General features: G+C 63.0%; 25 protein-coding genes and 1 pseudogene. 13 read left to right on the plus strand and 13 right to left on the minus strand.

Going from position 1 to position 23,519, the window contains the following annotated elements; translation table 11 throughout:
• The 4 genes from ACZXDY_RS10310 (at position 1) to ACZXDY_RS10325 (ending at position 3,765) form a co-directional block, all read left to right on the plus strand.
• Positions 1–1,332 (plus strand): sodium:proton antiporter, encoded by a 1,332-nt coding sequence (locus tag ACZXDY_RS10310; RefSeq protein ID WP_464345454.1) that lies wholly within the window; start codon positions 1–3, stop codon positions 1,330–1,332.
• 41 nt (positions 1,333–1,373) lie between these two features.
• A complete protein-coding gene (locus ACZXDY_RS10315) occupies positions 1,374–2,471 on the plus strand; it encodes a calcium:cation antiporter (protein WP_464345412.1) in 1,098 nt (365 codons plus the stop codon).
• Between the two features lie 13 nt (positions 2,472–2,484).
• Entirely contained in the window at positions 2,485–2,769 is a 285-nt protein-coding gene (locus ACZXDY_RS10320) for a cupin domain-containing protein (protein ID WP_028166999.1), read from the plus strand.
• Positions 2,770–2,877: 108 nt separating this feature from the next.
• The gene (locus ACZXDY_RS10325) at positions 2,878–3,765 is read left to right on the plus strand and encodes a hypothetical protein (protein WP_464345413.1); all 888 of its coding nucleotides are present in this window, start codon (positions 2,878–2,880) and stop codon (positions 3,763–3,765) included.
• Between the two features lie 249 nt (positions 3,766–4,014).
• Here ACZXDY_RS10325 and ACZXDY_RS10330 read toward each other — a convergent pair whose 3' ends face one another.
• Positions 4,015–4,629, minus strand: coding sequence for a tetratricopeptide repeat protein (locus ACZXDY_RS10330; protein ID WP_464345414.1), 615 nt, complete (start codon positions 4,627–4,629; stop codon positions 4,015–4,017).
• A gap of 200 nt (positions 4,630–4,829) precedes the next feature.
• Entirely contained in the window at positions 4,830–5,129 is a 300-nt protein-coding gene (rpsU, locus tag ACZXDY_RS10335) for a 30S ribosomal protein S21 (protein WP_027579707.1), read from the minus strand.
• 266 nt (positions 5,130–5,395) lie between these two features.
• On the opposite strand from rpsU, the gene aqpZ reads away from it, so the two are divergent.
• Entirely contained in the window at positions 5,396–6,118 is a 723-nt protein-coding gene (aqpZ, locus tag ACZXDY_RS10340; protein ID WP_464345415.1) for an aquaporin Z, read from the plus strand.
• A gap of 54 nt (positions 6,119–6,172) precedes the next feature.
• On the opposite strand, the gene ACZXDY_RS10345 is transcribed toward aqpZ, so the two are convergent.
• Both ACZXDY_RS10345 and purE read right to left on the minus strand, forming a co-directional pair.
• The gene (locus tag ACZXDY_RS10345) at positions 6,173–7,270 is read right to left on the minus strand and encodes a 5-(carboxyamino)imidazole ribonucleotide synthase (RefSeq protein WP_208828770.1); all 1,098 of its coding nucleotides are present in this window, start codon (positions 7,268–7,270) and stop codon (positions 6,173–6,175) included.
• The gene (gene purE, locus ACZXDY_RS10350) at positions 7,267–7,755 is read right to left on the minus strand and encodes a 5-(carboxyamino)imidazole ribonucleotide mutase (protein ID WP_028167004.1); all 489 of its coding nucleotides are present in this window, start codon (positions 7,753–7,755) and stop codon (positions 7,267–7,269) included. Before purE ends, ACZXDY_RS10345 begins: the two co-directional genes overlap by 4 nt.
• A gap of 145 nt (positions 7,756–7,900) precedes the next feature.
• Here purE and ACZXDY_RS10355 point away from each other — a divergent pair, with 145 nt between their 5' ends.
• The gene (locus ACZXDY_RS10355; protein WP_028167005.1) at positions 7,901–8,635 is read left to right on the plus strand and encodes a GGDEF domain-containing protein; all 735 of its coding nucleotides are present in this window, start codon (positions 7,901–7,903) and stop codon (positions 8,633–8,635) included.
• Positions 8,636–8,647: 12 nt separating this feature from the next.
• On the opposite strand, the gene ACZXDY_RS10360 is transcribed toward ACZXDY_RS10355, so the two are convergent.
• The 3 genes from ACZXDY_RS10360 to ACZXDY_RS10370 form a co-directional block, all read right to left on the minus strand.
• Entirely contained in the window at positions 8,648–8,896 is a 249-nt protein-coding gene (locus ACZXDY_RS10360; protein ID WP_028167006.1) for a hypothetical protein, read from the minus strand.
• 16 nt (positions 8,897–8,912) lie between these two features.
• Positions 8,913–9,104, minus strand: a complete 192-nt coding sequence (locus tag ACZXDY_RS10365; RefSeq protein ID WP_028167007.1) for a hypothetical protein — start codon at positions 9,102–9,104, stop codon at positions 8,913–8,915.
• Positions 9,105–9,454: 350 nt separating this feature from the next.
• Entirely contained in the window at positions 9,455–9,661 is a 207-nt protein-coding gene (locus ACZXDY_RS10370) for a YdcH family protein (RefSeq protein WP_028167008.1), read from the minus strand.
• A 243-nt stretch (positions 9,662–9,904) separates the two neighbouring features.
• Here ACZXDY_RS10370 and ACZXDY_RS10375 point away from each other — a divergent pair, with 243 nt between their 5' ends.
• A complete protein-coding gene (locus tag ACZXDY_RS10375) occupies positions 9,905–10,090 on the plus strand; it encodes a YdcH family protein (RefSeq protein WP_028167009.1) in 186 nt (61 codons plus the stop codon).
• An 87-nt stretch (positions 10,091–10,177) separates the two neighbouring features.
• Here ACZXDY_RS10375 and ACZXDY_RS10380 read toward each other — a convergent pair whose 3' ends face one another.
• A complete protein-coding gene (locus ACZXDY_RS10380) occupies positions 10,178–11,275 on the minus strand; it encodes an NAD(P)/FAD-dependent oxidoreductase (RefSeq protein ID WP_464345416.1) in 1,098 nt (365 codons plus the stop codon).
• Positions 11,276–11,282: 7 nt separating this feature from the next.
• A complete protein-coding gene (locus ACZXDY_RS10385; RefSeq protein WP_456640982.1) occupies positions 11,283–11,408 on the minus strand; it encodes a hypothetical protein in 126 nt (41 codons plus the stop codon).
• Positions 11,409–11,522: 114 nt separating this feature from the next.
• Here ACZXDY_RS10385 and ACZXDY_RS10390 point away from each other — a divergent pair, with 114 nt between their 5' ends.
• The 3 genes and pseudogenes from ACZXDY_RS10390 (at position 11,523) to ACZXDY_RS10400 (ending at position 15,862) form a co-directional block, all read left to right on the plus strand.
• The gene (locus ACZXDY_RS10390) at positions 11,523–14,222 is read left to right on the plus strand and encodes a sensor domain-containing protein (protein WP_464345417.1); all 2,700 of its coding nucleotides are present in this window, start codon (positions 11,523–11,525) and stop codon (positions 14,220–14,222) included.
• A 150-nt stretch (positions 14,223–14,372) separates the two neighbouring features.
• Positions 14,373–14,603: a hypothetical protein gene (locus tag ACZXDY_RS10395; protein WP_464345418.1), complete on the plus strand. Its 231-nt coding sequence runs from the start codon at positions 14,373–14,375 to the stop codon at positions 14,601–14,603.
• A gap of 256 nt (positions 14,604–14,859) precedes the next feature.
• Positions 14,860–15,862: pseudogene (locus tag ACZXDY_RS10400) on the plus strand (Bug family tripartite tricarboxylate transporter substrate binding protein).
• A 14-nt stretch (positions 15,863–15,876) separates the two neighbouring features.
• Here ACZXDY_RS10400 and ACZXDY_RS10405 read toward each other — a convergent pair.
• The gene (locus tag ACZXDY_RS10405; RefSeq protein WP_464345419.1) at positions 15,877–17,202 is read right to left on the minus strand and encodes a tetratricopeptide repeat protein; all 1,326 of its coding nucleotides are present in this window, start codon (positions 17,200–17,202) and stop codon (positions 15,877–15,879) included.
• Between the two features lie 135 nt (positions 17,203–17,337).
• Between ACZXDY_RS10405 and ACZXDY_RS10410 the strand changes: the two genes are divergently transcribed.
• Genes ACZXDY_RS10410 through ACZXDY_RS10420 form a run of 3 tightly spaced genes read left to right on the plus strand, consistent with a single transcriptional unit; the run spans position 17,338 to position 20,236 of the window.
• Complete coding sequence (locus tag ACZXDY_RS10410) at positions 17,338–18,510, plus strand: ABC transporter ATP-binding protein (protein WP_464345420.1); 1,173 nt, start codon at positions 17,338–17,340, stop codon at positions 18,508–18,510.
• Positions 18,507–19,421, plus strand: coding sequence for an ABC transporter permease (locus ACZXDY_RS10415; protein WP_464345421.1), 915 nt, complete (start codon positions 18,507–18,509; stop codon positions 19,419–19,421). The genes ACZXDY_RS10410 and ACZXDY_RS10415 overlap by 4 nt, the downstream gene beginning before the upstream one ends.
• Entirely contained in the window at positions 19,421–20,236 is an 816-nt protein-coding gene (locus ACZXDY_RS10420; RefSeq protein WP_028167017.1) for an ABC transporter permease, read from the plus strand. Before ACZXDY_RS10415 ends, ACZXDY_RS10420 begins: the two co-directional genes overlap by 1 nt.
• Before the next feature lie 4 nt (positions 20,237–20,240).
• Here the strand turns inward: ACZXDY_RS10420 and ACZXDY_RS10425 are convergent, their stop codons facing one another.
• The 3 genes from ACZXDY_RS10425 to ACZXDY_RS10435 all read right to left on the minus strand — a co-directional run bounded on the left by ACZXDY_RS10425 (position 20,241) and on the right by ACZXDY_RS10435 (position 23,418).
• Positions 20,241–21,092, minus strand: a complete 852-nt coding sequence (locus tag ACZXDY_RS10425; RefSeq protein ID WP_028167018.1) for a carbohydrate ABC transporter permease — start codon at positions 21,090–21,092, stop codon at positions 20,241–20,243.
• Positions 21,089–21,958, minus strand: coding sequence for a carbohydrate ABC transporter permease (locus ACZXDY_RS10430; protein WP_028167019.1), 870 nt, complete (start codon positions 21,956–21,958; stop codon positions 21,089–21,091). Before ACZXDY_RS10430 ends, ACZXDY_RS10425 begins: the two co-directional genes overlap by 4 nt.
• 71 nt (positions 21,959–22,029) lie before the next feature.
• Positions 22,030–23,418 (minus strand): ABC transporter substrate-binding protein, encoded by a 1,389-nt coding sequence (locus ACZXDY_RS10435; RefSeq protein ID WP_130227433.1) that lies wholly within the window; start codon positions 23,416–23,418, stop codon positions 22,030–22,032.
• Positions 23,419–23,519 lie beyond the last annotated feature (101 nt).

Raw genomic sequence — 23,519 nt, forward strand, 5'->3', positions numbered from 1 at the left:
ATGAACTGGCCGTTTGCCCTTCCTTTCGCCGGTCTGCTGCTGTCGATCGCGCTCGGGCCGCTGCTGTTTCCGAAATTCTGGCATCACCATTACGGCAAGATCGCCGCCGGCTGGTCGTTTCTGACGCTCGCCTCGCTCGTCTGGTTCGCCGGAGGTGCAGCCATGCTGGAGAGCTTCGTGCATGCGATGCTCGGGGAGTATCTGAGCTTCATCGTGCTGCTGTTCGCGCTCTATACGGTTGCCGGCGGGATCCTGGTGACCGGCGACCTGAGGGGCACGCCGTGGACCAATACGTCCGTTCTTGCAGTGGGTACGATGATGGCGAGCGTCGTCGGCACCACCGGTGCCGCCATGATCCTGATCCGCCCGCTGATCCGCGCCAACCTGTTGCGGCCCCATAACGCGCACGTCATCGTGTTCTTCATCATTCTCGTTGCCAATGTCGGCGGCGCGCTCAGCCCGCTCGGCGATCCGCCGCTGTTCGTAGGCTTCCTGCACGGCGTCGAGTTCTTCTGGACCACGAGGAACATCTGGTTGCAGACCGCGATCGTGGCCGGCACCCTGCTGCTCGTCTTTGTCGTGCTCGATCTCTGGCTCTTCCGCAAAGAGCCATCGGCTCCGCCCGGCGGAGCGTCGCCGATCCGCCTTCGCGGCCTGATCAATCTGGTGCTGATCGCCGCAATCATTGCCAGCATCCTGATGTCGGCGACCTGGCGGCCGGGAATTGTCTTCGATGTTCTCGGCACCAGGCTGGAGCTGCAGAATCTGGTGCGCGACGGCCTTCTGATCGCAATCGCGCTGCTTTCGCTATGGCTCACGCCGGACGAACACCGCGAGGCCAACGGCTTCAACTGGGAGCCGATCCGGGAAGTCGCAAAACTGTTTGCCGCCATCTTCACCGCGATCATCCCGGTGCTGGCGATGCTTCATGCCGGGCGTGACGGCTCGTTCGCCTGGCTGTTGTCCGCGGTCACCGAACCGAACGGCGCTCCACGGGAGGTTCCCTATTTCTGGTTCACCGGATTGATGTCGGCGTTCCTCGACAATGCTCCGACCTATCTGCTGTTCTTCGAGGTCGCCGGCGGCGACCCGCAGCGATTGATGGGGGAATTGTCGGGGACGCTGGCGGCAATTTCCATGGGCGCGGTCTACATGGGTGCGCTCACCTATATCGGAAACGCACCGAACTTCATGGTGGCGGCGATCGCGAACGAGCGCGGCATCAAGATGCCGAGCTTCTTCGGCTATCTCTTCTTTGCGGGTTGCGTGTTGATACCACTGTTCCTGCTTCTCACATTTCTGCCGATCGCCCCGGTTCTCAGCGCTCACTGAGTGCCGTATGGTGGAATTCCTTGAGCAGCGGAAGGGGAGTCATGAGCGCACACGGTCCGATGCCGCGCACGGCATGGATTTTCCCCGCGCTGGCGATGGCGCTGTTCGCTGCGGCGACCGGCGTCGGATGGGTGTTTAGCCCATCTCTCAGCGGATGGCTGCTCGCCGCGATCCTGCTGGCCATCCTGTTCGGCACGGTGTTCGCGGCAGTTCATCATGCGGAGGTGATTGCCGAAGAGGTCGGAGAGCCTTTCGGCACGTTGGTGCTGACGCTCGCGGTGACGATCATTGAAGTGGCGCTGATCACGACGATCATGCTGGGCGACAAGCCTCAGCCGGCGCTGGCCCGTGACACTGTGTTTGCGGTGGTGATGATCGTTTGTAACGGTCTGGTCGGGCTGTGCATCTTCATCGGCGGGTTGCACTACCGCGAGCAGGATTTCCAGGTTACCGGCGCCAACGTTTATCTCAGTGTGTTGTTCGTATTGGCGACGATAACGCTGATCATGCCAAATTATACATTGGCGACGCCCGGGCCGGTCTATTCGGCGATGCAACTCGGATTTGTCGACATTGTCACGCTCGCCCTCTACGGTGTCTTTCTCTACATCCAGACCATGCGGCACCGCGACTACTTCGTGGCCGAGTCCGCAAATGATGCTGAGGCGCCGAAGAAGTCATCGGGTGCCGTGCTGGCGCTCAGCATTCCGTTGCTGCTGGTCTCGCTTCTCGCCGTCGTGCTGCTGTCAAAGAAGTTCTCGCTCGTCATCGATGCCACCGCGGCGATGATCGGTGCGCCGCCCGCCTTCGCGGGACTCGTGGTCGCGCTTCTCATCCTCATGCCGGAAGGCGTTGCCGCGGCTTCGGCCGCCCGCAACAATGATTTGCAGAAGAGCATCAACCTTGCGCTCGGGTCATCGCTCGCCACGATCGGGTTGACGATCCCCGCGGTCGGCATCGCCACCTACCTGCTGGGCAAGGAGCTTGTCCTCGGGCTCAGCGCCCAGAGCACGGTGCTGTTGTTCTTGACCTTCCTCTTGAGCATGCTGACCTTCGGCACTGGCCGCACCAACATCCTGTTCGGCGTGGTGCATCTGGTGGTATTTGCCGTGTTCTTGTTCTTGGCATTCCTGCCATAGGGAGACAACGACGATGCTTGCCGCGAAATCCGATGTCCAGGTCGACACCCCCGAGGTCCGCGTCACGGAATGGCGGCTGGCGCCGGGCAGTGCGACCGGGCCTCACGTCCATGAGATGGACTATGTGATCGTGCCCGTGACCGCCGGCGAGATGACCATCGTGGCGCCCAGTGGCGAGCGGTCGAAGGCCGAGCTCCGCGTAGGCAAGTCGTATTTCCGCAAGGCGGGGGTGGAGCACGATGTGCTTAATGAAACCTCTACGGAGATCGTCTTCCTCGAGATTGAACTCAAACCGTAAGCATCCGTGATCGCCGGAACCGGCCGGTTGCCATTGATCCGACGCAGTTGATCCCTCAATGTGCCTCAAAGTTCCCGCATCTAACGCCGCGGCGGGGAGTGGTTGGCAATGCTGAAATACCTGACGAAATTTGTCGTCGATATCTTTCCCTCGGTGGCTGCGACGGTCATCGGGGCCTACATCGTTAACCACTACATCGTAGCCAAGCCGGAGGCACCGGCCGCCGCCACTGTTTCGACCGCCCAGCCGAAGGCGGCCGTCGCGAGCAAACCCGTCGAAAAGCCTGCCGAGGTCTCCAATCTCCCCGAAGCTGGCGTGAAGGCCAAGGGCATGTCCGAGCGCACATTGATGGAGCGCACGGCGTCCGAGAAGGCTACGGTGACTGAGAAGCCGGCTGAGAAGGCGACCGAGAACAAACCCGCCGCCGAAGCGCCCGCCGAGACTGCAAGCATTCCGCCCGCCGAGCCCCGTCGCCATCAGCCCGCACCCCGTGAAAGGGCCGTGGCCAAGGTGACGCCGGCACCGGTGCAGCAGCCTGCTACCGTGCCCGCCGCTGCACCCGCCTCGCCGCCAGCCGAAGCTGCGGCTGTACCGGACGAGCATCGTGACGCCAACGACCTTGCGCGCGCCGCGATCGAGCGGTTGCGCGGCACCGCCGAGGGCGGCTCTCGTTCGCCGGAGGCGGCACGTGCACCGGAAGCGCCTCGCGTCGCGGCTGCGCCATCAGTGGTGCGGCCGTTGCCGCCGCCGATCATGGTCTCGACGCCGCCCAGCGAGATCTTCGGCCAGACCTCCCAGCCGCGTCCGCCTTATGCCGCAAGTGCGGCTGACGATCCGAACCGTCCGACGCCGCCGGCGGACATTCCGACCTCACGTCCGCCGCTGGATCTGCGCGCCGACGCAGCAGGGGCGGAGCCGGCCAAGGAGCGCCCGACGATCGGCGACGACATGCTGTCATCGATGAAATCGGTATTCCACGCCGTCCTGCCGAAATAGCTGAGTACGATCGCGCAGGCTGGATTATAGCCGTCGTGATCTCGTGTCTCCACAAACACGCTGTCGTCCTCGCGAAAGCGGGGACGCATAACCACACGGAGTTGTTGTGGCGCGAGCAAGTGCTTGCAGCTTCACACATCACCAAACCCTGTGGCTATGGGTCCCGGGTCGCGCGGAGCCTGTCATCGGGCGCGCGTTGGCGCGACCCGTTGGCTTGCCCGGGACGACGGCGAGGAGAGTGCGTCTATCTTAACCGCCGGTGCGCGCGAGGCCGCTGCGCGCGGTCTCGTCTCGAGGCCGCAATGCTATCGCTCGGCTGTACGAAATCGCTGCCTTGCCTTTGTCGCCGAGCCTCTCATAGGCCTCGCCGCGCACCGTCCAAGCCTGGGCGCTGTTCGGATCGGCCTGCACCGCTTCGTCAAGATCGGCGGCCGCTTCCTTGGCCTTGTTGAGAGCGAGATAGCTGCTCGCGCGCGCCAGCAACGGGTCGACGCTCTGTGGCGCCAGGCCGCTGGCCGCGGTGAAATCCTCGATCGCCTGCTGGTGCTGATTCTGGCCCTGATAGATCAGGCCGCGGCCATAGAGCGCCTGTGTGTTGTAGGGATCGACCGCGAGCGCCTGTTCGAATTCGGCGAGTGCCTGTTCGGTCTTGAAGGACCGCGCGAACTCCTGGCCACGCGCCGCGTGCTCCTTGGCGTCGCTGACGTTCTGCGCACTGACGCTGCCGGTCGGCTTGTCGGTGGCGGCCTGCTTGGGTTTGTCGTTGCCGGGCCCCAATGATCCCAGATCGAACGAGCAGCCGCCCAAGGGGAGACCAAGGAGGATGCCAAGTGCAACGGCCAGCAGAATGGCAGGCCGTGCCATCAGGCGCGGGAGAGGCAAAATTCCAGAACGGGTGCGGGATGCCGGAAACACCATCAACGGAACTGCTCGCGTAATGGAAATGCTCGCGTCTGCAATTCCGTATTGGTAGCCGGCCGCGGTGCAAAATGCACCGACCAAAAAGCAAAACGCGGACCCCTCAGGCCCGCGTTCTCATTTCTGACCTTTATAAAAAGGTGCGATCAGCGCGGACCGCGGCCAGCGCCCGGGCCGCCACGTCCACCGGCGCCACGGTCACCACCCGCGCCGGCGCCGAACACCGGCTTCGGCTTCATCGGCAACAGGCCTTCGCGCTGCAGCTTCTTGCGCGCCAACTTGCGGGCGCGGCGCACGGCTTCGGCCTTCTCGCGGGCCTTCTTCTCGGAAGGCTTCTCATAGTGGCCGCGGAGCTTCATCTCGCGGAAAATGCCCTCGCGCTGCATCTTCTTTTTGAGCGCCTTCAGGGCTTGATCGACATTGTTATCGCGGACGAGAACCTGCACGCGGCATCCTCTTTTCGATTGATCGGTTCGGAAATCTGGAAAAGCCAAGGTGGGCAAAAAGGCCAGACCTTCAGCCCTAGGGGCGCGCATGTAGCAGACAAAATCGCAAATGTCCACCGGTGAAGCGGGAGCAAGGGCCAAGTAAAGCCACGAAATAGGGCGAAATTGCCACCTAGTGGCCTTGATTGGGGTGATTCGGCGCCAAATGCTTGGCCGCTACCGCAGCTTTTGCTGGCTCCGGGAAACAAAATAATAGGAGAATTGCTATGGAGACACAAAAATACGCCGCCGAGGCGATCGGCACGTTCTGGCTCACATTTACGGGATGCGGCAGCGCCGTGATCGCCGCTGGCTTTCCGCAAGTCGGAATCGGCCTGGTCGGCGTGTCGCTGGCGTTCGGATTGAGCGTCGTCACCATGGCCTATGCGATCGGTCACGTGTCCGGCTGCCATCTCAATCCGGCCGTCACCGTCGGTCTCGCTGCCGGCGGACGTTTTCCCGTTGGCCAGATCCTGCCCTATGCGATCGCTCAGGTGATCGGTGCGGTCGTTGCTGCGGGAGTGCTCTATCTGATCGCGAGCGGCGCGCCCGGCTTCGACCTCGCCAAGGGCTTTGCCTCCAACGGCTATGACGCGCATTCGCCCGGACAGTACAGCCTGTTGTCCGGCTTCATCACCGAGGTGGTGATGACGATGATGTTCCTGTTCATCATCATGGGCGCAACCCATGGCAGGGCGCCTGCGGGCTTTGCGCCGCTCGCGATCGGGCTCGCGTTGACGCTGATCCATCTGGTCAGCATTCCCGTCACCAACACCTCGGTGAATCCGGCGCGCAGCACCGGGCCGGCATTGTTCGTTGGTGGATGGGCGCTGGCGCAGCTCTGGCTGTTCTGGGTGGCGCCGTTGATCGGCGGCGCGCTCGGCGGGGTGCTCTATCGCTGGCTCAGCGAAGAGCCGACCGGAGTCGTCGAGGGCGTACGACAGGCTTGATCAGTTTCTAATTTAAGACTTTGCCGGCGGGCTACTGTTTGTGGCCTGCCGGCGCTACTTCGGTGGTGCCACTTCAGTGACATGGCCCATCTTGCGGCCGGGCCGCGGCGGGCCCTTGCCGTAGAGATGCACGGTTGCGCCGGGCACTGTCAGCCATTCCTCATAGCTCAGGATGTCGTCGCCGATCAGGTTGGTCATGGTCACGGCGCCATGGCGGATCGGTTTGCCGAGCGGCCAGCCGGCGATGGCGCGGATGTGCTGCTCGAATTGCGAGATCGAGGCGCCGTCGAGCGTCCAGTGTCCGGAATTGTGAACCCGCGGCGCGATCTCGTTGACCAGCACGGTCGGCCCGTCCTTGCCCGCGACCACGAACATTTCGACCCCGAGTACGCCGACATAGTTCAGCGCATGCGCGATTCTTTCCGCAACCGATCGCGCCTGCACGGCGAGCTCGGCCGGGATCGCCGCCGGCGCGCGCGAGATCTTCAGGATGTGATCGCGGTGCTCATTCTCGGTGACGTCGAAACATTCGACGTGGCCGTCCGCGGAGCGCGCGGCGATCACGGAGATTTCGCGCTCGAATGGCACGAAGGCTTCGAGAATGGCGGATTTGGTGCCGAGGTCTTCCCAGAGCTGGTCGATGTCGTCGCCCTCGCGGATCATCGCCTGGCCCTTGCCGTCATAGCCGAAGCGGCGCGTCTTGATGACGGCGGGAAGGCCGATGCGCGCGATGCCGGCGCGCAGCGTTTCGACCGAGGACACATCGGCATAGTCGGCGGTGCCGATGCCGAGCCTAGTGATGAAATCCTTTTCGATCAGCCGGTCCTGGGTGGTCTCGAGGATCTTCTGCGACGGCAGCACCGGGCGGCGCGCCGCCAGCACCAAGGCGGTCGCGGACGGCACGTTCTCGAATTCATAGGTGATGACGTCGACGTCATTGGCGAACAGTTCGAGCGCCTCGACATCGGCAAATTCCGCGCAGGTCGCGTGCTGCACCACGTCGAAGGCGGGCGAATCCGGATCCGGCGAGAACACCTGGCATTTGAGGCCGAGCCGCGCCGCGGCCATCGCCAGCATCCGGCCCAATTGCCCGCCGCCGAGAATTCCGATGGTATCACCCGGCTTCAGCTTCACTGTTGTCGAAGCCGTCACGCCGATACCTCCGGATGCTCCTTGACCGCATCGGTCTGTTGCTTGCGCCAGGCGGCCAGGCGCGTCGCCAGCGCCGGATCGTTCAGCGCCAGCACGCTCGCTGCGAGCAGCGCAGCGTTGATGGCACCCGATTTTCCGATCGCCAGCGTGCCGACCGGGATACCGGCCGGCATCTGCACGATCGAATACAGCGAATCGACGCCCGACAGCGCCTTCGATTCGACGGGAACCCCGAACACTGGAAGTTCCGTCAGGGCAGCCGTCATGCCGGGCAGATGCGCGGCACCGCCGGCGCCGGCAATAATGACCTTGAAACCGGCCGCTTTTGCCCCCTTGGCGAACGCGTACAGCCGGTCCGGGGTACGGTGGGCGGAAATGATCCGCGCCTCAAACGCGAGCCCGAGGGCAGTGAGCGTTTCGGCGGCGTGGCCCATGGTCTCCCAGTCCGACTGGCTTCCCATGATAATGGCTATTGCGGCGGGCATATCGTCAATTCTGATCGGGAATCCAGAAGCATGGGCCGGATTATAGGAGCGGCCCGTCACTGATCCAAGGCGTGGCAAGGAATCCGGAATGGACTATCCTGTCTTGGTGAATGCGGGCAAGCCTCATCAGCGGGCCTCAACAAGGATGCTTATGAAAAAGAAGAAGAGGGCGGCCGCATCCGGGGCCGCGAAAAGACAAAGCGCGGCTGCGCGCAAGGTTGCGCCGCGCCGCGTCCAAGCCGCAACCACCCAAGCCGCGCCTGCCCAAGCCGCCCCCGCCAAAGTCACCCCTGTCCAGGTGCCATCGGCTGCATTGACCGAGGCCAAGGCGACAATTCGCCGCCTCAAGGCGGAACTGGCCGCGGCGGAAGCGCAGATCGCGGAACTGCAGGCATCCGCGGAGACCGACTTCCTGCTGGACATCCTCAATCGGCGCGGCTTCGAGCGCGAGCTGAACCGCTCGATCGCCTATATCAAGCGCTACCACGCCAGCGGCGCGCTGGTCATGCTCGACGTCGATCGCCTGAAGCCGATCAATGACACCTATGGCCATGCCGCCGGCGATGCGGTGCTGAAGGCGATCGTAAAGACGGTAACGAAGCAGGTGCGTGCATCGGACGTGGTCGGACGGCTCGGCGGCGACGAGTTCGCGGTGCTGCTGTGGAACCTGACCGAGACCGACGCCAAGGCCAAGGCTGCGGCGCTGGAGCAATCGATCGATCGCCTTACCTTCGATTTCGGTGGCCGCAGCGTCAGCGCGGGCGCCTCCGCCGGCGTTGCGATCCTCGGTCCGCACTCCGTGGCGAGCCGCGCGCTGGAAGAGGCTGATAGCGCGATGTATGTGCGCAAGGCGCAGCGGCGGCATGAAGTGGTGGGTTGATGGCAAGCGGCTTCACAGGCCGAGATCGTCCGGCAGGTTGCCGAATTTCCGCAGCAGGTGCGCATCGCCGAATTCGCCGATCATGGGATCGCCGGTGCGGCTGAAGGCGACCGCGCCGATGCTGCCCGGCATCCGCGACATCATCTCGGCGCGCCGCAACGCGGTCGCGGCGCTCTGACACTCCTCGGCATTGCCCGCGACCAATTCACCGCTGTCGTCCCGCACGAAAGGCAGCGCAACGTAATAGGTGATATCGGCCATGGCGTGCTCCTTTTACCTACGCGGCGTCGTTCTTTGCCTGCGCGAAACAGGTCGCGAGCGCGTCCTGTAATTCCGCGACCTCAGTCTCGAGGAATTCGTTGGCCATGATCAGCGCCTTGATGGTGCTGCGCAGATTGCCGTCGCACATCGCGATCGCCTGGTCGCAAGCCACTTCGTAGCGGTTGTTGTCGGAGAACACTGACGGCATGGGCATGGCGATGATCCTTCCGGTTCTGGCTGGCGGCAGCGGTAATGTTCTTATTTTGTTCTAGAGGAGTCAAGAGGGCGGAAGCGCCTTACGGGCGGCTTGTGACCGATCGCGCCAAGCGCCTGTGGATGTCTGCCTGTGGATGTCGGGGACAGCTAGTCAACATGCGCTGACAGCAAAGCCAGGCGCAAATTCTCTCGTCTCGTCATTCCGAGGCACGCAAAGCGCGAGCCCGGAATCCGTTTTACCACTTGCACGCGCCGCCCGATGGATTTCGGGTTCGATGCGGAGCCTATCATCGGGCCGCGCTTCGCGCGGACCCATTGGTATCGCCCCGGAATGACGGCGCGTCACGCGATGATGTCGGGCGTGATCTGATCCTCGATGAAGGCGATGCGATCGCGCAAGTGCAGCTTGCGCTTCTTGAGTCGCTGCACCATCAGCAGATCCGGTGCCGGCGACTGATGCAGCGCGTCGATGGCTGCATCGAGATCGCGGTGCTCCTGCTGCAGCCGTGCAAGCTCTGCGTGGAGTTCGCGCTCATCTTCGTCGGTCATGGCTGTGTACTAAAAAGTAGGCACGGTGAAGTTGTGGCCGGATCGCTCGGTATCCGCGTGCCGAAATATCCTCCCTCCACGCTCGCCGTGCAAGTTAAGACGGTTCCATACGCACGTTCTGTTACAGATAAATTCGAAAATGTCGCAGCGCTGATTCGCAATCTCCGTCGACAGATAATCTGGCTGGTGTACACTTTGGTGTCCTGATCGAAATTGAGGTTAACCTGCCGAGGAGATTTCGTAATGGCGATACAGGCGCATCTGGTTGAACTGGAACGCAAGCACAAAATTCTCGAAAGCGAACTACACGAAGCGCTCCTGCACCTCTCTACAGACGACCTGCAAATCACCGAACTCAAGCGCCGCAAGTTGATGGTCAAGGACGAGATCGAACGGTTGAAACAATCCGTCGACGAGACATTCCACTAGCCAGTCCCCCGGTAACATATCGCAACGTACACCACTTCAGGCCGGATGGGCGCCGAAGCGCTCATCCGTGGTCGATGTTGCGACTGCTCACACGAACTCACCGACGTAATCGGCGATCGCGAGCGACGACGTCAACCCGGGCGATTCGATACCAAACAGATTGATCAATCCAGTGACGCCGTGATCGCGCGGCCCCTGGATCAGGAAATCCTGCGTCGCCACGGCCGGCGGAACGATCTTCGGTCGGATTCCGGAATAGCTTGGCATCAGTGCCCCGTCCGGCAGCCCGGGCCAATATTTGCGGATTGCCGGATAGAAGCGGTCCGCGCGCGCGGGATCGACGGCGTAATCGATGCTCTCCACCCATTCCACATCCGGGCCGAAGCGGGCCTGCCCTGCCATGTCCAGGGTGAGGTGCACGCCGAGCCCGCCGGGCTCGGGCACCGGGTAGATCAGCCGCGAGAACGGCGCCCGCGCGCTGCAACTGAAATAGTTTCCCTTGGCGAGATAGGCGCATGGGATCAATTCGAGCGGCATACCCTCGATGCCGCGCGCGACCGCCGGCGCCCCGAGGCCTGCGGCATTGACGAGCAGGTCGCATTCCAGCGTCATCGGCGCTTCGCCACCGGCCTCGATCTCGATCCGGCCGGCCGCCGCCTTGGCGCGGAGCAGCGGGGTATGGAAGGCGAATGCGGCGCCGGCGGCCTCCGCATCGCCCCTGAGCGCCAGCATATAGGCGTGGCTGTCGATGATCCCGGTGGACGGCGACAGCAGTGCGGCGTCGCAGTTCAACGCTGGCTCCATCGCGCGGGCCGATTCGCCCGAAAGCAGCTCCATGTCGCGCACGCCATTGGCCTCGGCATGGGCGCGGATCGATTGCAGCTTTTCGGACTCTTTCGGCGTGGTCGCGACGATCAGCTTGCCGCAATTGCGATAAGGGACGCCGTGCTCCTTGCAATAACGGTAAAGCGCATGCTTGCCGCTGACGCACATCCGCGCCATCAGGCTGCCGGCACGGTAGTAGATGCCGGCATGGATCACCTCGCTGTTACGCGAGGAGGTCACGGTGCCGATCCCCTCGGCGGCTTCCAGCACGATCACTTCGCGCCCTGCTTGTGCGAGGCGGCGTGCGACGGCGAGCCCGATCACACCCGCTCCGATGACGACGCAATCAACTCTGTCCATGGATCCTTCAAGCCCGGAAATCGGCGCGAATAGGGTTCTGCTTGTTGTTGTCCATCCGCGCCTTGGTAGCAACGCCCCGGATTGCCTCGAAATAGGCTTCGTGGCGCACCGGCATTAGTGCGGCATTAATCATGTCAGGGCAATTGCCCTAAATTAAGTCACATTTTCCGGTTGCATCGCGCGGCGTTTACCCGATCCAAACTGCCAAGGCCAGAGACTGTAATGCGGAAATCCGCAAGGTGACGGAATGGCTGGCAAGAAAGCGCAGGGAAGCGGGAGGAATCTGATTCCGGCGCCGGCCGTCGTCTGCCTTGTCGTGGCCATTGCGTCGGCTGCATTGGCTCTCGCAGCGTCAGCCGGTCTGGTCCCATCGAGCGATATCGGTTCGCTCGGGCCGAACCTGGTCTGGGAGCTTTTGATCGGCGGCATCGTCGTCGCCTCCTTCGTGGGCGCGATCACGCTCTCGGTGCTTTCGGCGCTGCGAAGGGTGCAGCGCATACAACTCCGGCGCAATGCCTTCGTCAGCTCCGCCCTCAACCATCTGAACCAGGGCGTGGTGATGACCGATGCGCAAAAGCGGATCGTGTTCTGCAACGACCGCTATCTCGAGATCTATGGCCTGTCGCGCTCCGACATACCGCGCAACATGACCGGGCCCGAACTGTTGGCAATGCGCCACCGGCGCGGCTTGATGGATGTCACGCCTGCGGAGTTCTATATCCGGGCCGCCAACCCCGAGGGGATGGTGACGGAATTGCCCAACGGCAAATCGGTCGTGGTCCGACATTTCGGGCTGCCCAATGGCGGATCGATCGCGACGCATGAGGACTGCACCGACCAGCGGCAACTGTCGCGCAAGCTCGCATCCACCACCCAGTTCCTGGAATCGGTGCTCGACAACGTGCCGGTCTGCGTGGCCGCGAAGAACATCGAGGACGGCCGCTACATCTTCGCCAACCGCGCCTTCGAGCGGTTCTCGCGCTTTTCGCGCGATCGCATCGTCGGCAAGCGCGCCGACGAGATCTTTAGTCCCGAGAGCGCCGCGAGCATCGCGGCCGCCGACAAGGCGGCGCTTCAAGCTCCAGAAGGCTCCTTCCGCAACGAGTTCTGGGTCGAGCGTGGCCCGGAGCGGCGCATCCTCGCTTCCAACCGCGTGATCGCGCGCAACGAGAAGGGCGAGCCGGAATTCCTGATCGCGCTGTTCGATGATGTCACCGACCGCCGTTCGCTGTCGCGGGAATTGGAGAACGCCAAGAAGTTCCTCGAACTCGTGGTCGACAACATTCCGGTCTCGCTGATCGTCGAGCGCGTCAGCGACGGCCGATATTTGCTCGCCAACCGTTCGGCTGAGACGATCCTCAACCGCCGGCGCGAGGATGCCACCGGCCTGACGGCGACGGACATCTTCAATCCGCGCGAGGCCAAGCTGATCATCGCGCGCGACGAGGCTGCGATCAAGAAACGCGGCCTGCTCACCGAGGAGCATCCGATCTCGACCAAGGACGGCTTGCGACTGTTCCTGACCCGCCGCATGACCGTGCTCGACGAGCGCGGCGAGCCGCAATACCTGATCAAGACGCATGAGGATGTCACGGATCGGCGGCAGACCGAATCCCGCATGGCCCATATGGCCTATCACGACGGTTTGACCGATTTGCCGAACCGCGCCGCTTTCCTGCAGGCGCTGGCGCAGATGATCGAGGCCTGTGGCGGCACCGACGAGGAATTTGCCGTGCTTTGCGTCGACCTCGACGGCCTGAAAGAGATCAATGACGTGTTTGGCCATGCGATCGGCGACAAATTGCTGATCGAGGTGGCCCGGCGCCTGCAGACCTCGGCGCGCGGCGGCGTGGTGGCGCGCCTCTCGGGCGATGAGTTCGGCCTGATCATCGACGGTAAGCAGCCGGCCGCCGGCATCGTCCTGGCCGAGCAGGTGGCGGAGGCGCTCGCCCAGGAATTCGTAATCGACGGCAAATCGGTCCGCACCGGCGTCACCGCGGGCATCTCGGTATTCCCGCACAACGGCGCGGATGCCGCCTCGCTGCTCGCCAATGCCGGCGCGGCGCTGTTCCGCGCGAAGGCGAAATCGCGGGGCACGATCTCGATCTACGAGCCGGAAATGGATCAGCAGATCCGCGACCGGCGCGTGCTGCATCAGGATCTCTCCGCCGCGATCCGGAACGGCGAATTATCGCTCTACTACCAGCCGCTGGCCGCGGCCGGCGCAACGGTGGACGAGAGCAGGGTGATCGGTTTCGAGGCCCTGGCGCGCTGGCAGCATCCAGTGCGCGGCTTCGTTTCGCCCGCGGATTTCATTCCGCTGGCGGAAGAAGGCGGCCTGATCGTCGAGATGGGCGAATGGATCTTGCGCGAGGCCTGCCGCGAAGCAGCCTCCTGGAAGCAACAGCTGCAGATCGCGGTCAACCTCTCGCCGGCGCAGTTCATGCACGGCGATCTGGTCGGCCTCGTGCATTCGATCCTGCTCGAAACCGGGTTGCGGCCGGACAGGCTCGAGCTCGAAATCACCGAGGGCGTGCTGATCGAGGATTTCGATCGCGGCCTGGCGCTGCTCAGGCGGCTGAAGGCGCTCGGCGTGCGCATCTCGATGGACGATTTCGGCAGCGGCTATTCCTCGCTGAGCTACCTGCAGGCGTTTCCCTTCGACAAGATCAAGATAGACCGCGCCTTCGTCATCAATCTCGGCCGCAACCCCCAATCGGCGGCGATCGTCCGCGCTGTCATCGATCTCGGCCACGGCCTGCACATGTCGATCGTCGCCGAGGGCGTGGAAACCGAGGAGCAGCTCGGCTTCCTGGCAAAGGAGGGTTGCGACGCGGTCCAGGGTTACCTGATCGGCAAGCCGGCGCCGGTCGGCCAGTACGCGGCATCGGTCGGTGACGGCCGCAATGTCGTGGAGCTCGTGCGCAAGACCGGTAGTCTTGGTTAGACGCGCTTCACTCGAGCGTGCATCTCGTTCACGTGAGCACGCTATGACCTTTCGGCATGGTGCGTGTGTCGTCGCGGCCCGCTTAGTCCGGTCTTAACCATCGCGCTTCTTTTACTTTTTCGCCCGAGACCTTCCGCTGTAGTCTTGCAATTGATCAGTGCGGAGGATGCCGTGGATCAGCGGGATTGGAGCCGCGTCGAGCAGGAACTCGGCGAATTGGTGCCAAAGGCGAACGCGTCCTTGGGCCAGCAGCCTGCGCCAGCGCAGCTCAGTTTGGCAAATAAGACTCTGGCATCGGGCGAGAACTCGACGGAGGCAATCCTCGAGCAGATCGCTCAGGCCCTCGAAGCCGACGGAATCGTCAGCAGAAAAAGCCCCTGAGCATCGACTTCCGATCCCATCCGGCGTGTGTGAGCGAACGGACGGCCCAATGCGCCTTGGCAAAGTTCAAGCTTACGCAGTGCCGCGTCGTGGAATGAAGCGACGCCGGCAAGCCGACACCGACTTTCAAAAATGACCAAACGGACGTTCGTAAACGTTCGCTTCTGACGTGCCTCTGCGCCAATCTGTCCCGTCTTTCGCCCCTGGCCGAGGTCGGACGATGCGATACCCTGATGAAAAATTCAGGGAGGGAGCCATGTCAGCGAAACTTGATCGCCGTCATTTCATTGCTGCGGGTACGACAGCGGCAGCGATGCCGTTCCTCTTGCGCAGGGCCGCAGCGCAGGAAGCGTGGCCGTCGCGGCAAATCCGTATGATCTGCAGCTATCCGGCCGGCGGCCAGACCGACCTGCTCGCGCGCGCCTTCGGCGAATTCATCTCCAGGCAGGTGGGAAAGACTGTCGTCATAGAAAGACTGTCGTCATAGAGAACAGAGCGGGGGCCTCGGGCTCGATAGGCGCCGCGGAAGTCGCGCGCGCGGAGCCGGATGGCCACACGATCCTGTGCTCCATCTCGACCACCTATGTGATGAACAGGGTGATGATGAAGAACCCCGGCTACGACATGGACAAGGATCTGACGCTCGTCAGCATCATCCCGGGCGCTGGGCTGCTGCTGGTCGCGAGCCCGAAGGTCGGCGTCAAGACGTTGGACGAATTCGTCGCTTTCGCGCGCAAGAGCGGCAAGGTGAACTTCGGCACCTATAGCGCGGGCTCGGCCCCGCACATGACGATCAATGAGCTCAACAAGCAATATGGTCTCAACATCGAACCGATCCATTACCGTGGCGAAGCGCCAATGTGGACGGGGCTGGCGGAAGGTACGCTCGATGTCGCGATGGGCAGCTACACGGCTGCGCAAACCGTCCTGCAGAGTAATCGCGGCATTGTGTTCGCGGTGCATTCGAAGAAGGTCGACGCGATCCCGAACATCAAGACTTTACCTGAGCAAGGCGCGACAGCGAAATTCTTCACCGTGAGCGGCTTCACGGGCTGGGCGTTGCCGAAGGCGACGCCGCAGCCGATCGTCGGTTGGCGGAACTCTGCGTGGCAGCCAATAACGATCCGAAAGTGAAGGAAGTTCTCAGCACCTTCGTGCTCGAACCGGCGCTCGGCTTTAGGGAAAGCAACGCTTTGTATCAGAGGGAATTGCCGGTCTGGATGGAGAGCGCGCAAGCGCTCGGCTTGGAACCATCCTAGACAATCTGGAGATACTAGCTGAGCGCCCTGCTTCGACCTGCCTGCTGCGACCAAGCTTTGTCGCGGCGGGATGGCCGCCGGTGCAGGCGGTCGGCGATCAGCTTTGTCGCTTTCTCGCCGCGCCCCGCGCGAAGACAGGCGACGATGAATGTGTCCTCCCAAAGCTCGCGCTGGGCGTGGCTGCCGCCGATCCGCACCAGTTCCGGCATCAACGGCTCGAGGATGCGCACGGCGCCCTCGTTGTCGCCCGAGGCAAATGCCTGGATACCGCGGCAAAGACCGATCGCGGAAGCGCCGGGCGCCAGCTTGCCCTCGGCGTGCCGCGCCTCCATTTCGGCAAGCCGCGGCTCCAGAGCGCCGCCGTTGCTCGCCGCGGCAGCCAATGCGTGATGGACATCGGCAAAATGCGCCCCGGCTTTCGGGAAGAATTTCTCGCTGTAGGCGGCGACTTCTTGCCAATGCGAGTCAAGCCCGGTCCTTCCCGCCAGCGAGACCCGCCACAGCAATGAAGTGGTGTCCGTCAGAATGTTCAACGGCGGATAGGGCCGCCCCTGCGGCCTGATATGCCGCTCGTAGATATCGAGCGCGCCGTCAGTATCGCCATCCTCGAGCGCGATCAGCGCCAGGTGCCAGGCAAGGTGTCCCTGCAGGAAGCTCACGCGGTCGTGGGCCGGCAGCCAGCCGGACAGGAAGGTGCGGCCTTCCTTGGGATCACCCTGCTCGAACAGCGCATGCGACAGAGCGTGGGCCGCGCTGGCATTTGCGGGCTTCATCCAATAGGCCCGCTCGGTGGTATCGCGGCCGGTGCCGACATCGCCCGCCTCGGTTCGCGACCAGCCGAGATAAGTGAGGAACCACCAGTCGTCGCCATAATCGGCGGCGTAGCGCTCGCAGATCGAAAGGCGCGCCGCGTCGTGATCGGGGCGTCCTGAGAAAGCGTAGAGGCCGAAGGCGCCGAGCAGCAGCGACAGGATCAGCGCGTCGCGCGGAAATTCCGTAAGGTGCTGTTCGGCCACTTGCAATGCGTGCCTGGTCTGGCTTTCAACAACCGAGGCTACGATCTCGACATGCTCCTGCTCGCGCCGACTCGCGGAGGCGGCCAATTGCCGGGCTTTTGCCGCCTTGTCGCGGGCCGCCGCGCCTTCCATGTTGATCTGATGGACGCGGGCGCGCGCCACATGGGCCAGCGCGAAATCGGGATCCTCGGCGATGGCCGCATCAAAGGCCGCATCCGCGCCATGCCAGGCCGCAAGGATACAGTCGACGCCATCGCGGTAGAGCGCCGCGGCGCGATCGGAAGCGGTCGTCAGCGGCAGGTCGTAGCGGTCCCGGTTCATCATTCGTCCTCCTGACGTGAAGGCGAAATCTAGCAGAGACGCCCGTGACAACAATATTGCGGAAGACGCTGCGTGAGGCGGTTGAGCCAGTGGCGATCCGCCGCTAGCTTGCGGTCACGATCGGGCTAAAAGGGAATCATGGCTGAGGAACTGGCGAAGACCGCAAATAATTCGACCACGGGAAAAACTGCGCCGCGGAGGGCGACCGACATGCCGCTGCTGCGCATCGAGGGCGTGACGAAAAGGTTCGGTAACTTCACCGCGGTCAACGGGCTTTCACTCGACATCGGCGCCGGTGAGTTCTTCGCCCTGCTTGGCCCGAGCGGGTGCGGCAAGACCACGTTGTTGCGCATGCTTGCGGGATTCGAGACCCCGGACGAGGGACGTATCCTCCTTGGCGGTAACGACATCGCGCAGGTGATGCCGCATGAGCGGCCCGTCAACATGATGTTCCAGAACTATGCGCTGTTTCCGCATCTCTCGGTGCGTGACAACATCGCATTCGGCCTGCGGCGCGCCGGCATGGCGCGCGGCGAGATCGCCGCCCGCGTCGCCGAGATGGTGGCGCTCGTCAAGCTCGAGGGGATGGAGAAACGCAAGCCCGACCAGCTTTCCGGCGGCCAGCGGCAGCGCGTGGCCTTGGCGCGCTCGCTGGCACGCCGGCCGCAGATGCTGCTGCTCGATGAGCCCTTGGCCGCGCTCGACAAAAAACTGCGCGAGAGCACGCAGGCAGAATTGATGGAATTGCAGCGCCGCCTTGGCATGACCTTCATCATCGTCACCCACGACCAGGAAGAGGCGATGACGATGGCGAGCCGGATCGGTGTGATGGACGCCGGCCGCCTGGCGCAGGTCGCAACCCCGCGCGACCTCTATGAGGCGCCGGCCTCGCGCTGGGTCGCCGAGTTCGTCGGCGACGTCAATCTGTTCGAGGGGCAGGTCATCTCGCGCGAGCAGGGCAGGCTGAAGGTCACGACGCGTGAAGCAGGGATCATCACGGTGGCCGAACCGCGCCAATCGGTGATGAAAGCGATCGTGACCGTCGCGATCCGGCCCGAGAAGATCAAATTATCGCGGCGTGGACTGGCGTCCGGTGCCGACGCGTTGCAAGCAATCAATCGCTTCGAGGGCGAGGTCGCGGAGATCAATTACCTCGGCGGCCTCACCGCTTACAGGATCAGGCTCGACAATGGTGCGGTGGTACGCTCGGTGATGGCCAATACCGCGCGGCTTGACGCGGATGGCTATGGTTCGAGCGAGCGCGTGGCTGTCTGGTTCACGCCCGACGATGGGGTGGTGCTCGAGCAATGAGCACGCGCCGTATCTTTGCCCGTCCGGCGCGCTATGCCGCCATCGCGCCCTATCTCTGGATGGCGCTGTTTTTCCTGGTGCCGTTCGGCTTTGTGCTGAAGATCAGCCTGTCGCAGACCGCGATTGCGCAGCCGCCTTATACGCCGGTGTTCGACCTCGGCGAGGGATGGGCGGCGTTCAAGGCCGCGTTCGAGCAGTTGTCGCTGGAAAATTTCCGGCTGCTGCTCTCGGACAATCTCTACATCCTGTCCTATCTGCGCAGCCTCGTCGTCGCCGCGACGTCGACGCTGATCCTGCTCGTGATCGGTTATCCCATCGCCTACGGCATGGCGCGGCTGCCGCAGCGCTGGCAGGGCATCGCGATGACCCTTGTCATCGTGCCGTTCTGGACCTCGTTCCTGATCCGCATCTATGCCTGGATCAACATCCTGCAGCATGACGGCTTGCTCAACCGGATCTTGCTCGCATTGCATCTGGTGCCCGGGCCTGTTGTCTGGTTGTCGACTGACACCGCGATGTATATCGGCATCGTTTATTCCTATCTGCCGTTCATGATCCTGCCGCTCTACGCCACGCTCGCGAAGATGGACCGCACGCTGCTGGAAGCCGCCGAAGATCTGGGCGCCTCGCCGCGGAAGGCCTTCTGGCTTGTGACGTTTCCGCTGTCATTGCCGGGCGTCTGGGCAGGGGTATTGCTCTGCTTCATACCGATTGTCGGCGAGTTCGTGATCCCCGATCTTCTGGCCGGCTCCAATTCGCTGATGATCGGCCAGACGCTCTGGCTCGAATTCTTCACCAATAAGGACTGGCCAGTGGCCTCGGCTGTCGCGATCGCGCTGTTGCTTCTCTTGGTGCCGCCGCTCGTGCTCTATGACCGGCTGCAGCGCCGGCAGGTCGAGGGCCGACGCTGATGGCACGTACCGTGAACCGGCTTTCGCGCTTCAACATGACCGCGCTCGCGCTCGGGCTTGCGTTCCTTTATTTGCCGATCGTGATCCTCGTGATCTTTTCGTTCAATGCGTCGCGGCTGGTGAATGTGTGGGGGGGCTGGTCGCTGCGCTGGTACATCGAGTTCTTCAATGACCGCGCCATGCTGGAAGCCGCCTGGATGAGCCTGCGCGTGGCCGCCGTTTCCGCCACATTGGCGACGCTGCTCGGCACCCTCGCGGCCATAGGCCTGGCGCGCGGCGAGCGCTTTGCCGGCCGTGCGCTGTTCTCCGGCATGCTCTATTCGCCGCTGGTGATGCCGGAGGTGATCTCGGGACTGTCACTGCTACTGCTGTTTGTGGCGCTGAACGCCGAGCGCGGCTTCTGGACGGTGACTATCGCGCATACCACGCTGACCATGTGCTTCGTCACCGTGGTGGTGCAGTCGCGCCTTGCTTCGCTCGACCGCAGCCTCGAGGAGGCCGCGATGGACCTCGGCTGCAATCCGGTGAAGGCGTTCCTGATGGTGACGCTGCCGCTGATCGTTCCCGCCATTGTCGCGGGCTGGATGCTCGCCTTCACGCTGTCGCTCGACGACGTCGTGATCGCAAGCTTCACCACCGGTCCCGGCTCGGCGACGCTGCCGATCCGGATTTATTCGGAGGTGCGACTCGGGGTGAAGCCGGAGATCAACGCGATCTGCACGCTGGTGATCGCATTGATCGCCGTCCTGATCGTGATCGCCTCGTTCGCTTCGAAATTGTCGAGCTCCCAGGGCGAGAGCGCCGCGCCGCTGTGAGCGGTCACGACTTCACCGCGCCCGCGGTGAGGCCGCCGACCATGTAGCGCCTGAAGGCATAGTAGATCGCCGCCGGTGGCAGCGCGTAGATGAAGCCGGTCGTCATCAACAGCTCCCACGGCGAATCGTCGGCGGCGAGGAAATTGCCGAGCGCAACGGGGAGCGTGATGTCGGTGTCCTTCGATAGCAGCAGGAACGCATAGAGATATTCGTTCCAGGCCAGCAGGATGGCGTACGTGCCGACTGCGACCAGTGAGGGCATCATCAGCGGCACGTAGACCAGGCGGAACAATTGCAGCGTGGTCGCGCCGTCCATGGTCGCGGCTTCGTCGAGCTCGACCGGCAGTTTGTCGGATGCTTGCTTCAACACCCAGATCGCGTAGGGCGAGGCGATGGTCACCATCGCCAGGATCAGCGACCAGTGAGTGTTGAGCAGTCCGTAATTGCCCATGGTGCGGTACATCGGCACGGCAAGGAATGCGGCCGGGATGAAATAGGTGAACAGCGCCAGGTTCATCACCGCGCGGCCGCCGGGCGTACGCAATCGCGAGATCGAGAACGCCGCTGATGTTGCGATGAACAGCGTCAGCGCGCCGGTCGCCAGCGCGATCACGGTCGAATTCCCGAACTGCACCCAGAAGTCTCGCAGGAAGTAATGCTGCTGGCGGAACACGATCTCGAAATTGTGCAGCGTCGGATGATCGGGCCAGAGCTTGCCGGAGAACGCATCCTCCTTCGGCGAGATCGCAAACAGGAACATGTGATAGATCGGCACCAACGTCCAGATCAGGACGGGGATGCCGATCAGGAGCAGCTTGGCCTCGGTGCCGATCTCGCGCAGGGTGGGCAGCTTCATCGCGACAACCGTTTCATCATGAAATAGACAAGCGGCAGCACCAGCGGCAGCGCGCAGACGATCGAGGCCATCGCCAGATTGAGCTGGTCGAGCCGGAGATAGCGGATGCCGAGCGTCGACAGCACATGGGTGAGGTCGGCCGGCCCGCCGCCGGTCAGGAGGTAGACGCTGTTGAAGTCGCCGAGCGTCCAGATCATCGAGAGCAGCGTGCAGGTGACGTAGAGCGTCCGCATCGACGGCCATGTAATGTAGCGGAATTTCTGCCAGAAGCTCGCGCCGTCGACGGCAGCGGCCTCGAACAGGTCGTTGGAGATGGCGAGCCGCCCGGTCATCAGGATCAGCGTCCAGAACGGCAGCGACTTCCAGATATGCACGCCGATCGCCATGGTGAGCGCCACCGCGGGATCGTTGAGCCAGTTCGGACCGTCATCGCCGGTCAGGCTGAAGATGATGTGATTGACCACGCCCCATTCCGGATTGAGCATGAAGCGCACCGACAGGATGGTCGGGATCGACGGCACCGCCCAGGGCAGGATGAACAGCACCGACAGCCACCTGATCCAGTGGCGCTGCTGGACGAAGAAGCCCGACAGGAACAGCGCAATCAGCATTTTGACGTTGATGCCGATGACGAGGAAGATCAGCGTGTTGACGGCGGCGCGCGCGAAGATCGGGTCGTGATAGAGCTCGACATAGCTTTGCGGATGGCGCGCGAGCCATAGCCCGTAACCGACGGGATAGAGCACAAAGGCCAGGAACACGAGCAGATAGGGCGCCAGCAGCACGATGCCCCAGACTTGCGGCGTCGACAGCCGCGCCGACAGCGGCGGGCGCGGGATTGCATGATCGGAAAGCGTGATCGCCATGTGTTACATCACGTCCTAGATCGCCGTGACAGGGAGGCCGGCCGCGTCGACCGCGGCCGGCGTTGTTGACGTCAGCCCGCGACCTGCTTGATGCGGGCGATCAGTTCGTCGACGGCCTTGTCCACCGGCACCTTCTCGCTGACGACGCGGTTCATGGCCTTGGCCCAGACGTTCTCGTTGTTCAGGATCGTGAACTTGTAGTTCTTGGTGAAGTCGAACGGCGTGGTGCCGCCGGTGAACTGGGTGTACACCGCCTTGCGATGCCGGTCGGCCTGCCAGAACGGACTCTTCTGGCCGGCGACCGTGACCGGGAACCAGCGGCCGAGCGCACCCTCGACATAAGGCCCGAGGTTCTCCTCCTGCAGCAGGAATTTGACGAACTCCTTGCCCTCGGCCTTGTTCTTGGCCGCGGTGAAGATCACGCCGGTCTTGACGTCGGAGCGATACTTGATCGGGTTGCCGTCCGGCTTGTTCGGGAAGGACGCCGTGATGATGGTTTCCTCATAGGCCTTCTTGCCGGCGGCGCGCTGCTCCGGCGTCAGCGCCTGGTTGTTGGAATCCTCGAACCATTTCGCCGCGATCGAGATCGTGAAGTTGTGGGTCATCACGATGGTCTTGTTGTGGAAGGCGACGTTGTTGTCCGGGTCCTTCCAGGTCGTCGAGGAGGGCGGCGTGCAGCCCTTGATGTAGGTGTCGGTGTAATCCTTGAGCGCATGGATCAGCCCGTCGCGCACCTTGGGATCATCGACCAGGAGCTTGCCGTCGTCGTCGACGAGTTTGACGTCATAGGCGTCCATGAAGGTGTAGAACGACTGGAACGAGTCGGTGGATTCCACGCCCATCGGCTGGCCGACGCCGTAGATGCGGTTGCCGGTCGCCTTGCGGATCGCCGGCTGCACCTTGTCGCACCAGAACGACCAGTAATCCGCCCATTTGGTCGGGATATCGCTCGGCTTGAAGCCGGCCTGCTGCAGCATGTCGCCCCAGATCTGGACGTGCATGCTCTGCTGTTTCAGCGGGAAGCCGTAATAGCCCTTCTTCTTGGTCTGGTCGTTGTAGAGATAGGCAGTCTCCAGCGTGTTCGGGGCGAAGGCCGATTTCATCGGCAGCAGGATGTCGGAGAGGTCCTCGAGCTTGCCTTCGAACGCCCATTTGCCGCCGGCCTGCACGTCATACGTATCGGAATAGGCGACGTCGGGCACGGTGCCGGAGTCGAGCGCGGCCACCGTCTTCGGGATCATGTCCTGGATCGCGTATTGCGACAGCTCGACCTTGATGCCGGTTTTGGCTTCGAACTTCTTGATCGCCTCGAGGAGCGCGTCATCCTCGGATTTGTAGAAGCCCTTGCCCCACCAGACCGTGATCTTCTTCTCCTGCGCCAGTGCCGGCGCGGTCGCGTGGATCAGCCCGATGGCGGCGACCGCGAAAGAAAGCACAGCAATACCCAACTTGGATTTCACGTTGTTCTCCCTGTCTTGATGCCGGTTTTTTTAACCGGTTGGATAAAAGACTAGCGCATGGCCGCGGCCTGATCCAGATGGCGCGCGCGGTTCGCCTTTGA

The organism is Bradyrhizobium sp. LeoB3, assembly GCF_055456055.1.

Excerpts from the sequence above, each read along its gene's own strand:
- ACZXDY_RS10310 (WP_464345454.1), top strand. The coding sequence starts at position 1 with ATGAACTGGCCGTTTGCCCTTCCTTTCGCCGGTCTGCTGCTGTCGATC.
- ACZXDY_RS10315 (WP_464345412.1), top strand. The coding sequence starts at position 1,374 with ATGAGCGCACACGGTCCGATGCCGCGCACGGCATGGATTTTCCCCGCG.
- ACZXDY_RS10320 (WP_028166999.1), top strand. The coding sequence starts at position 2,485 with ATGCTTGCCGCGAAATCCGATGTCCAGGTCGACACCCCCGAGGTCCGC.
- ACZXDY_RS10325 (WP_464345413.1), top strand. The coding sequence starts at position 2,878 with ATGCTGAAATACCTGACGAAATTTGTCGTCGATATCTTTCCCTCGGTG.
- ACZXDY_RS10330 (WP_464345414.1), bottom strand. The coding sequence starts at position 4,629 with ATGGCACGGCCTGCCATTCTGCTGGCCGTTGCACTTGGCATCCTCCTT.
- aqpZ (WP_464345415.1), top strand. The coding sequence starts at position 5,396 with ATGGAGACACAAAAATACGCCGCCGAGGCGATCGGCACGTTCTGGCTC.
- purE (WP_028167004.1), bottom strand. The coding sequence starts at position 7,755 with ATGCCCGCCGCAATAGCCATTATCATGGGAAGCCAGTCGGACTGGGAG.
- ACZXDY_RS10355 (WP_028167005.1), top strand. The coding sequence starts at position 7,901 with ATGCTTATGAAAAAGAAGAAGAGGGCGGCCGCATCCGGGGCCGCGAAA.
- ACZXDY_RS10360 (WP_028167006.1), bottom strand. The coding sequence starts at position 8,896 with ATGGCCGATATCACCTATTACGTTGCGCTGCCTTTCGTGCGGGACGAC.
- ACZXDY_RS10365 (WP_028167007.1), bottom strand. The coding sequence starts at position 9,104 with ATGCCGTCAGTGTTCTCCGACAACAACCGCTACGAAGTGGCTTGCGAC.
- ACZXDY_RS10370 (WP_028167008.1), bottom strand. The coding sequence starts at position 9,661 with ATGACCGACGAAGATGAGCGCGAACTCCACGCAGAGCTTGCACGGCTG.
- ACZXDY_RS10375 (WP_028167009.1), top strand. The coding sequence starts at position 9,905 with ATGGCGATACAGGCGCATCTGGTTGAACTGGAACGCAAGCACAAAATT.
- ACZXDY_RS10380 (WP_464345416.1), bottom strand. The coding sequence starts at position 11,275 with ATGGACAGAGTTGATTGCGTCGTCATCGGAGCGGGTGTGATCGGGCTC.
- ACZXDY_RS10385 (WP_456640982.1), bottom strand. The coding sequence starts at position 11,408 with ATGATTAATGCCGCACTAATGCCGGTGCGCCACGAAGCCTATTTCGAG.
- ACZXDY_RS10390 (WP_464345417.1), top strand. The coding sequence starts at position 11,523 with ATGGCTGGCAAGAAAGCGCAGGGAAGCGGGAGGAATCTGATTCCGGCG.
- ACZXDY_RS10405 (WP_464345419.1), bottom strand. The coding sequence starts at position 17,202 with ATGATGAACCGGGACCGCTACGACCTGCCGCTGACGACCGCTTCCGAT.
- ACZXDY_RS10410 (WP_464345420.1), top strand. The coding sequence starts at position 17,338 with ATGGCTGAGGAACTGGCGAAGACCGCAAATAATTCGACCACGGGAAAA.
- ACZXDY_RS10415 (WP_464345421.1), top strand. The coding sequence starts at position 18,507 with ATGAGCACGCGCCGTATCTTTGCCCGTCCGGCGCGCTATGCCGCCATC.
- ACZXDY_RS10420 (WP_028167017.1), top strand. The coding sequence starts at position 19,421 with ATGGCACGTACCGTGAACCGGCTTTCGCGCTTCAACATGACCGCGCTC.
- ACZXDY_RS10425 (WP_028167018.1), bottom strand. The coding sequence starts at position 21,092 with ATGAAGCTGCCCACCCTGCGCGAGATCGGCACCGAGGCCAAGCTGCTC.
- ACZXDY_RS10430 (WP_028167019.1), bottom strand. The coding sequence starts at position 21,958 with ATGGCGATCACGCTTTCCGATCATGCAATCCCGCGCCCGCCGCTGTCG.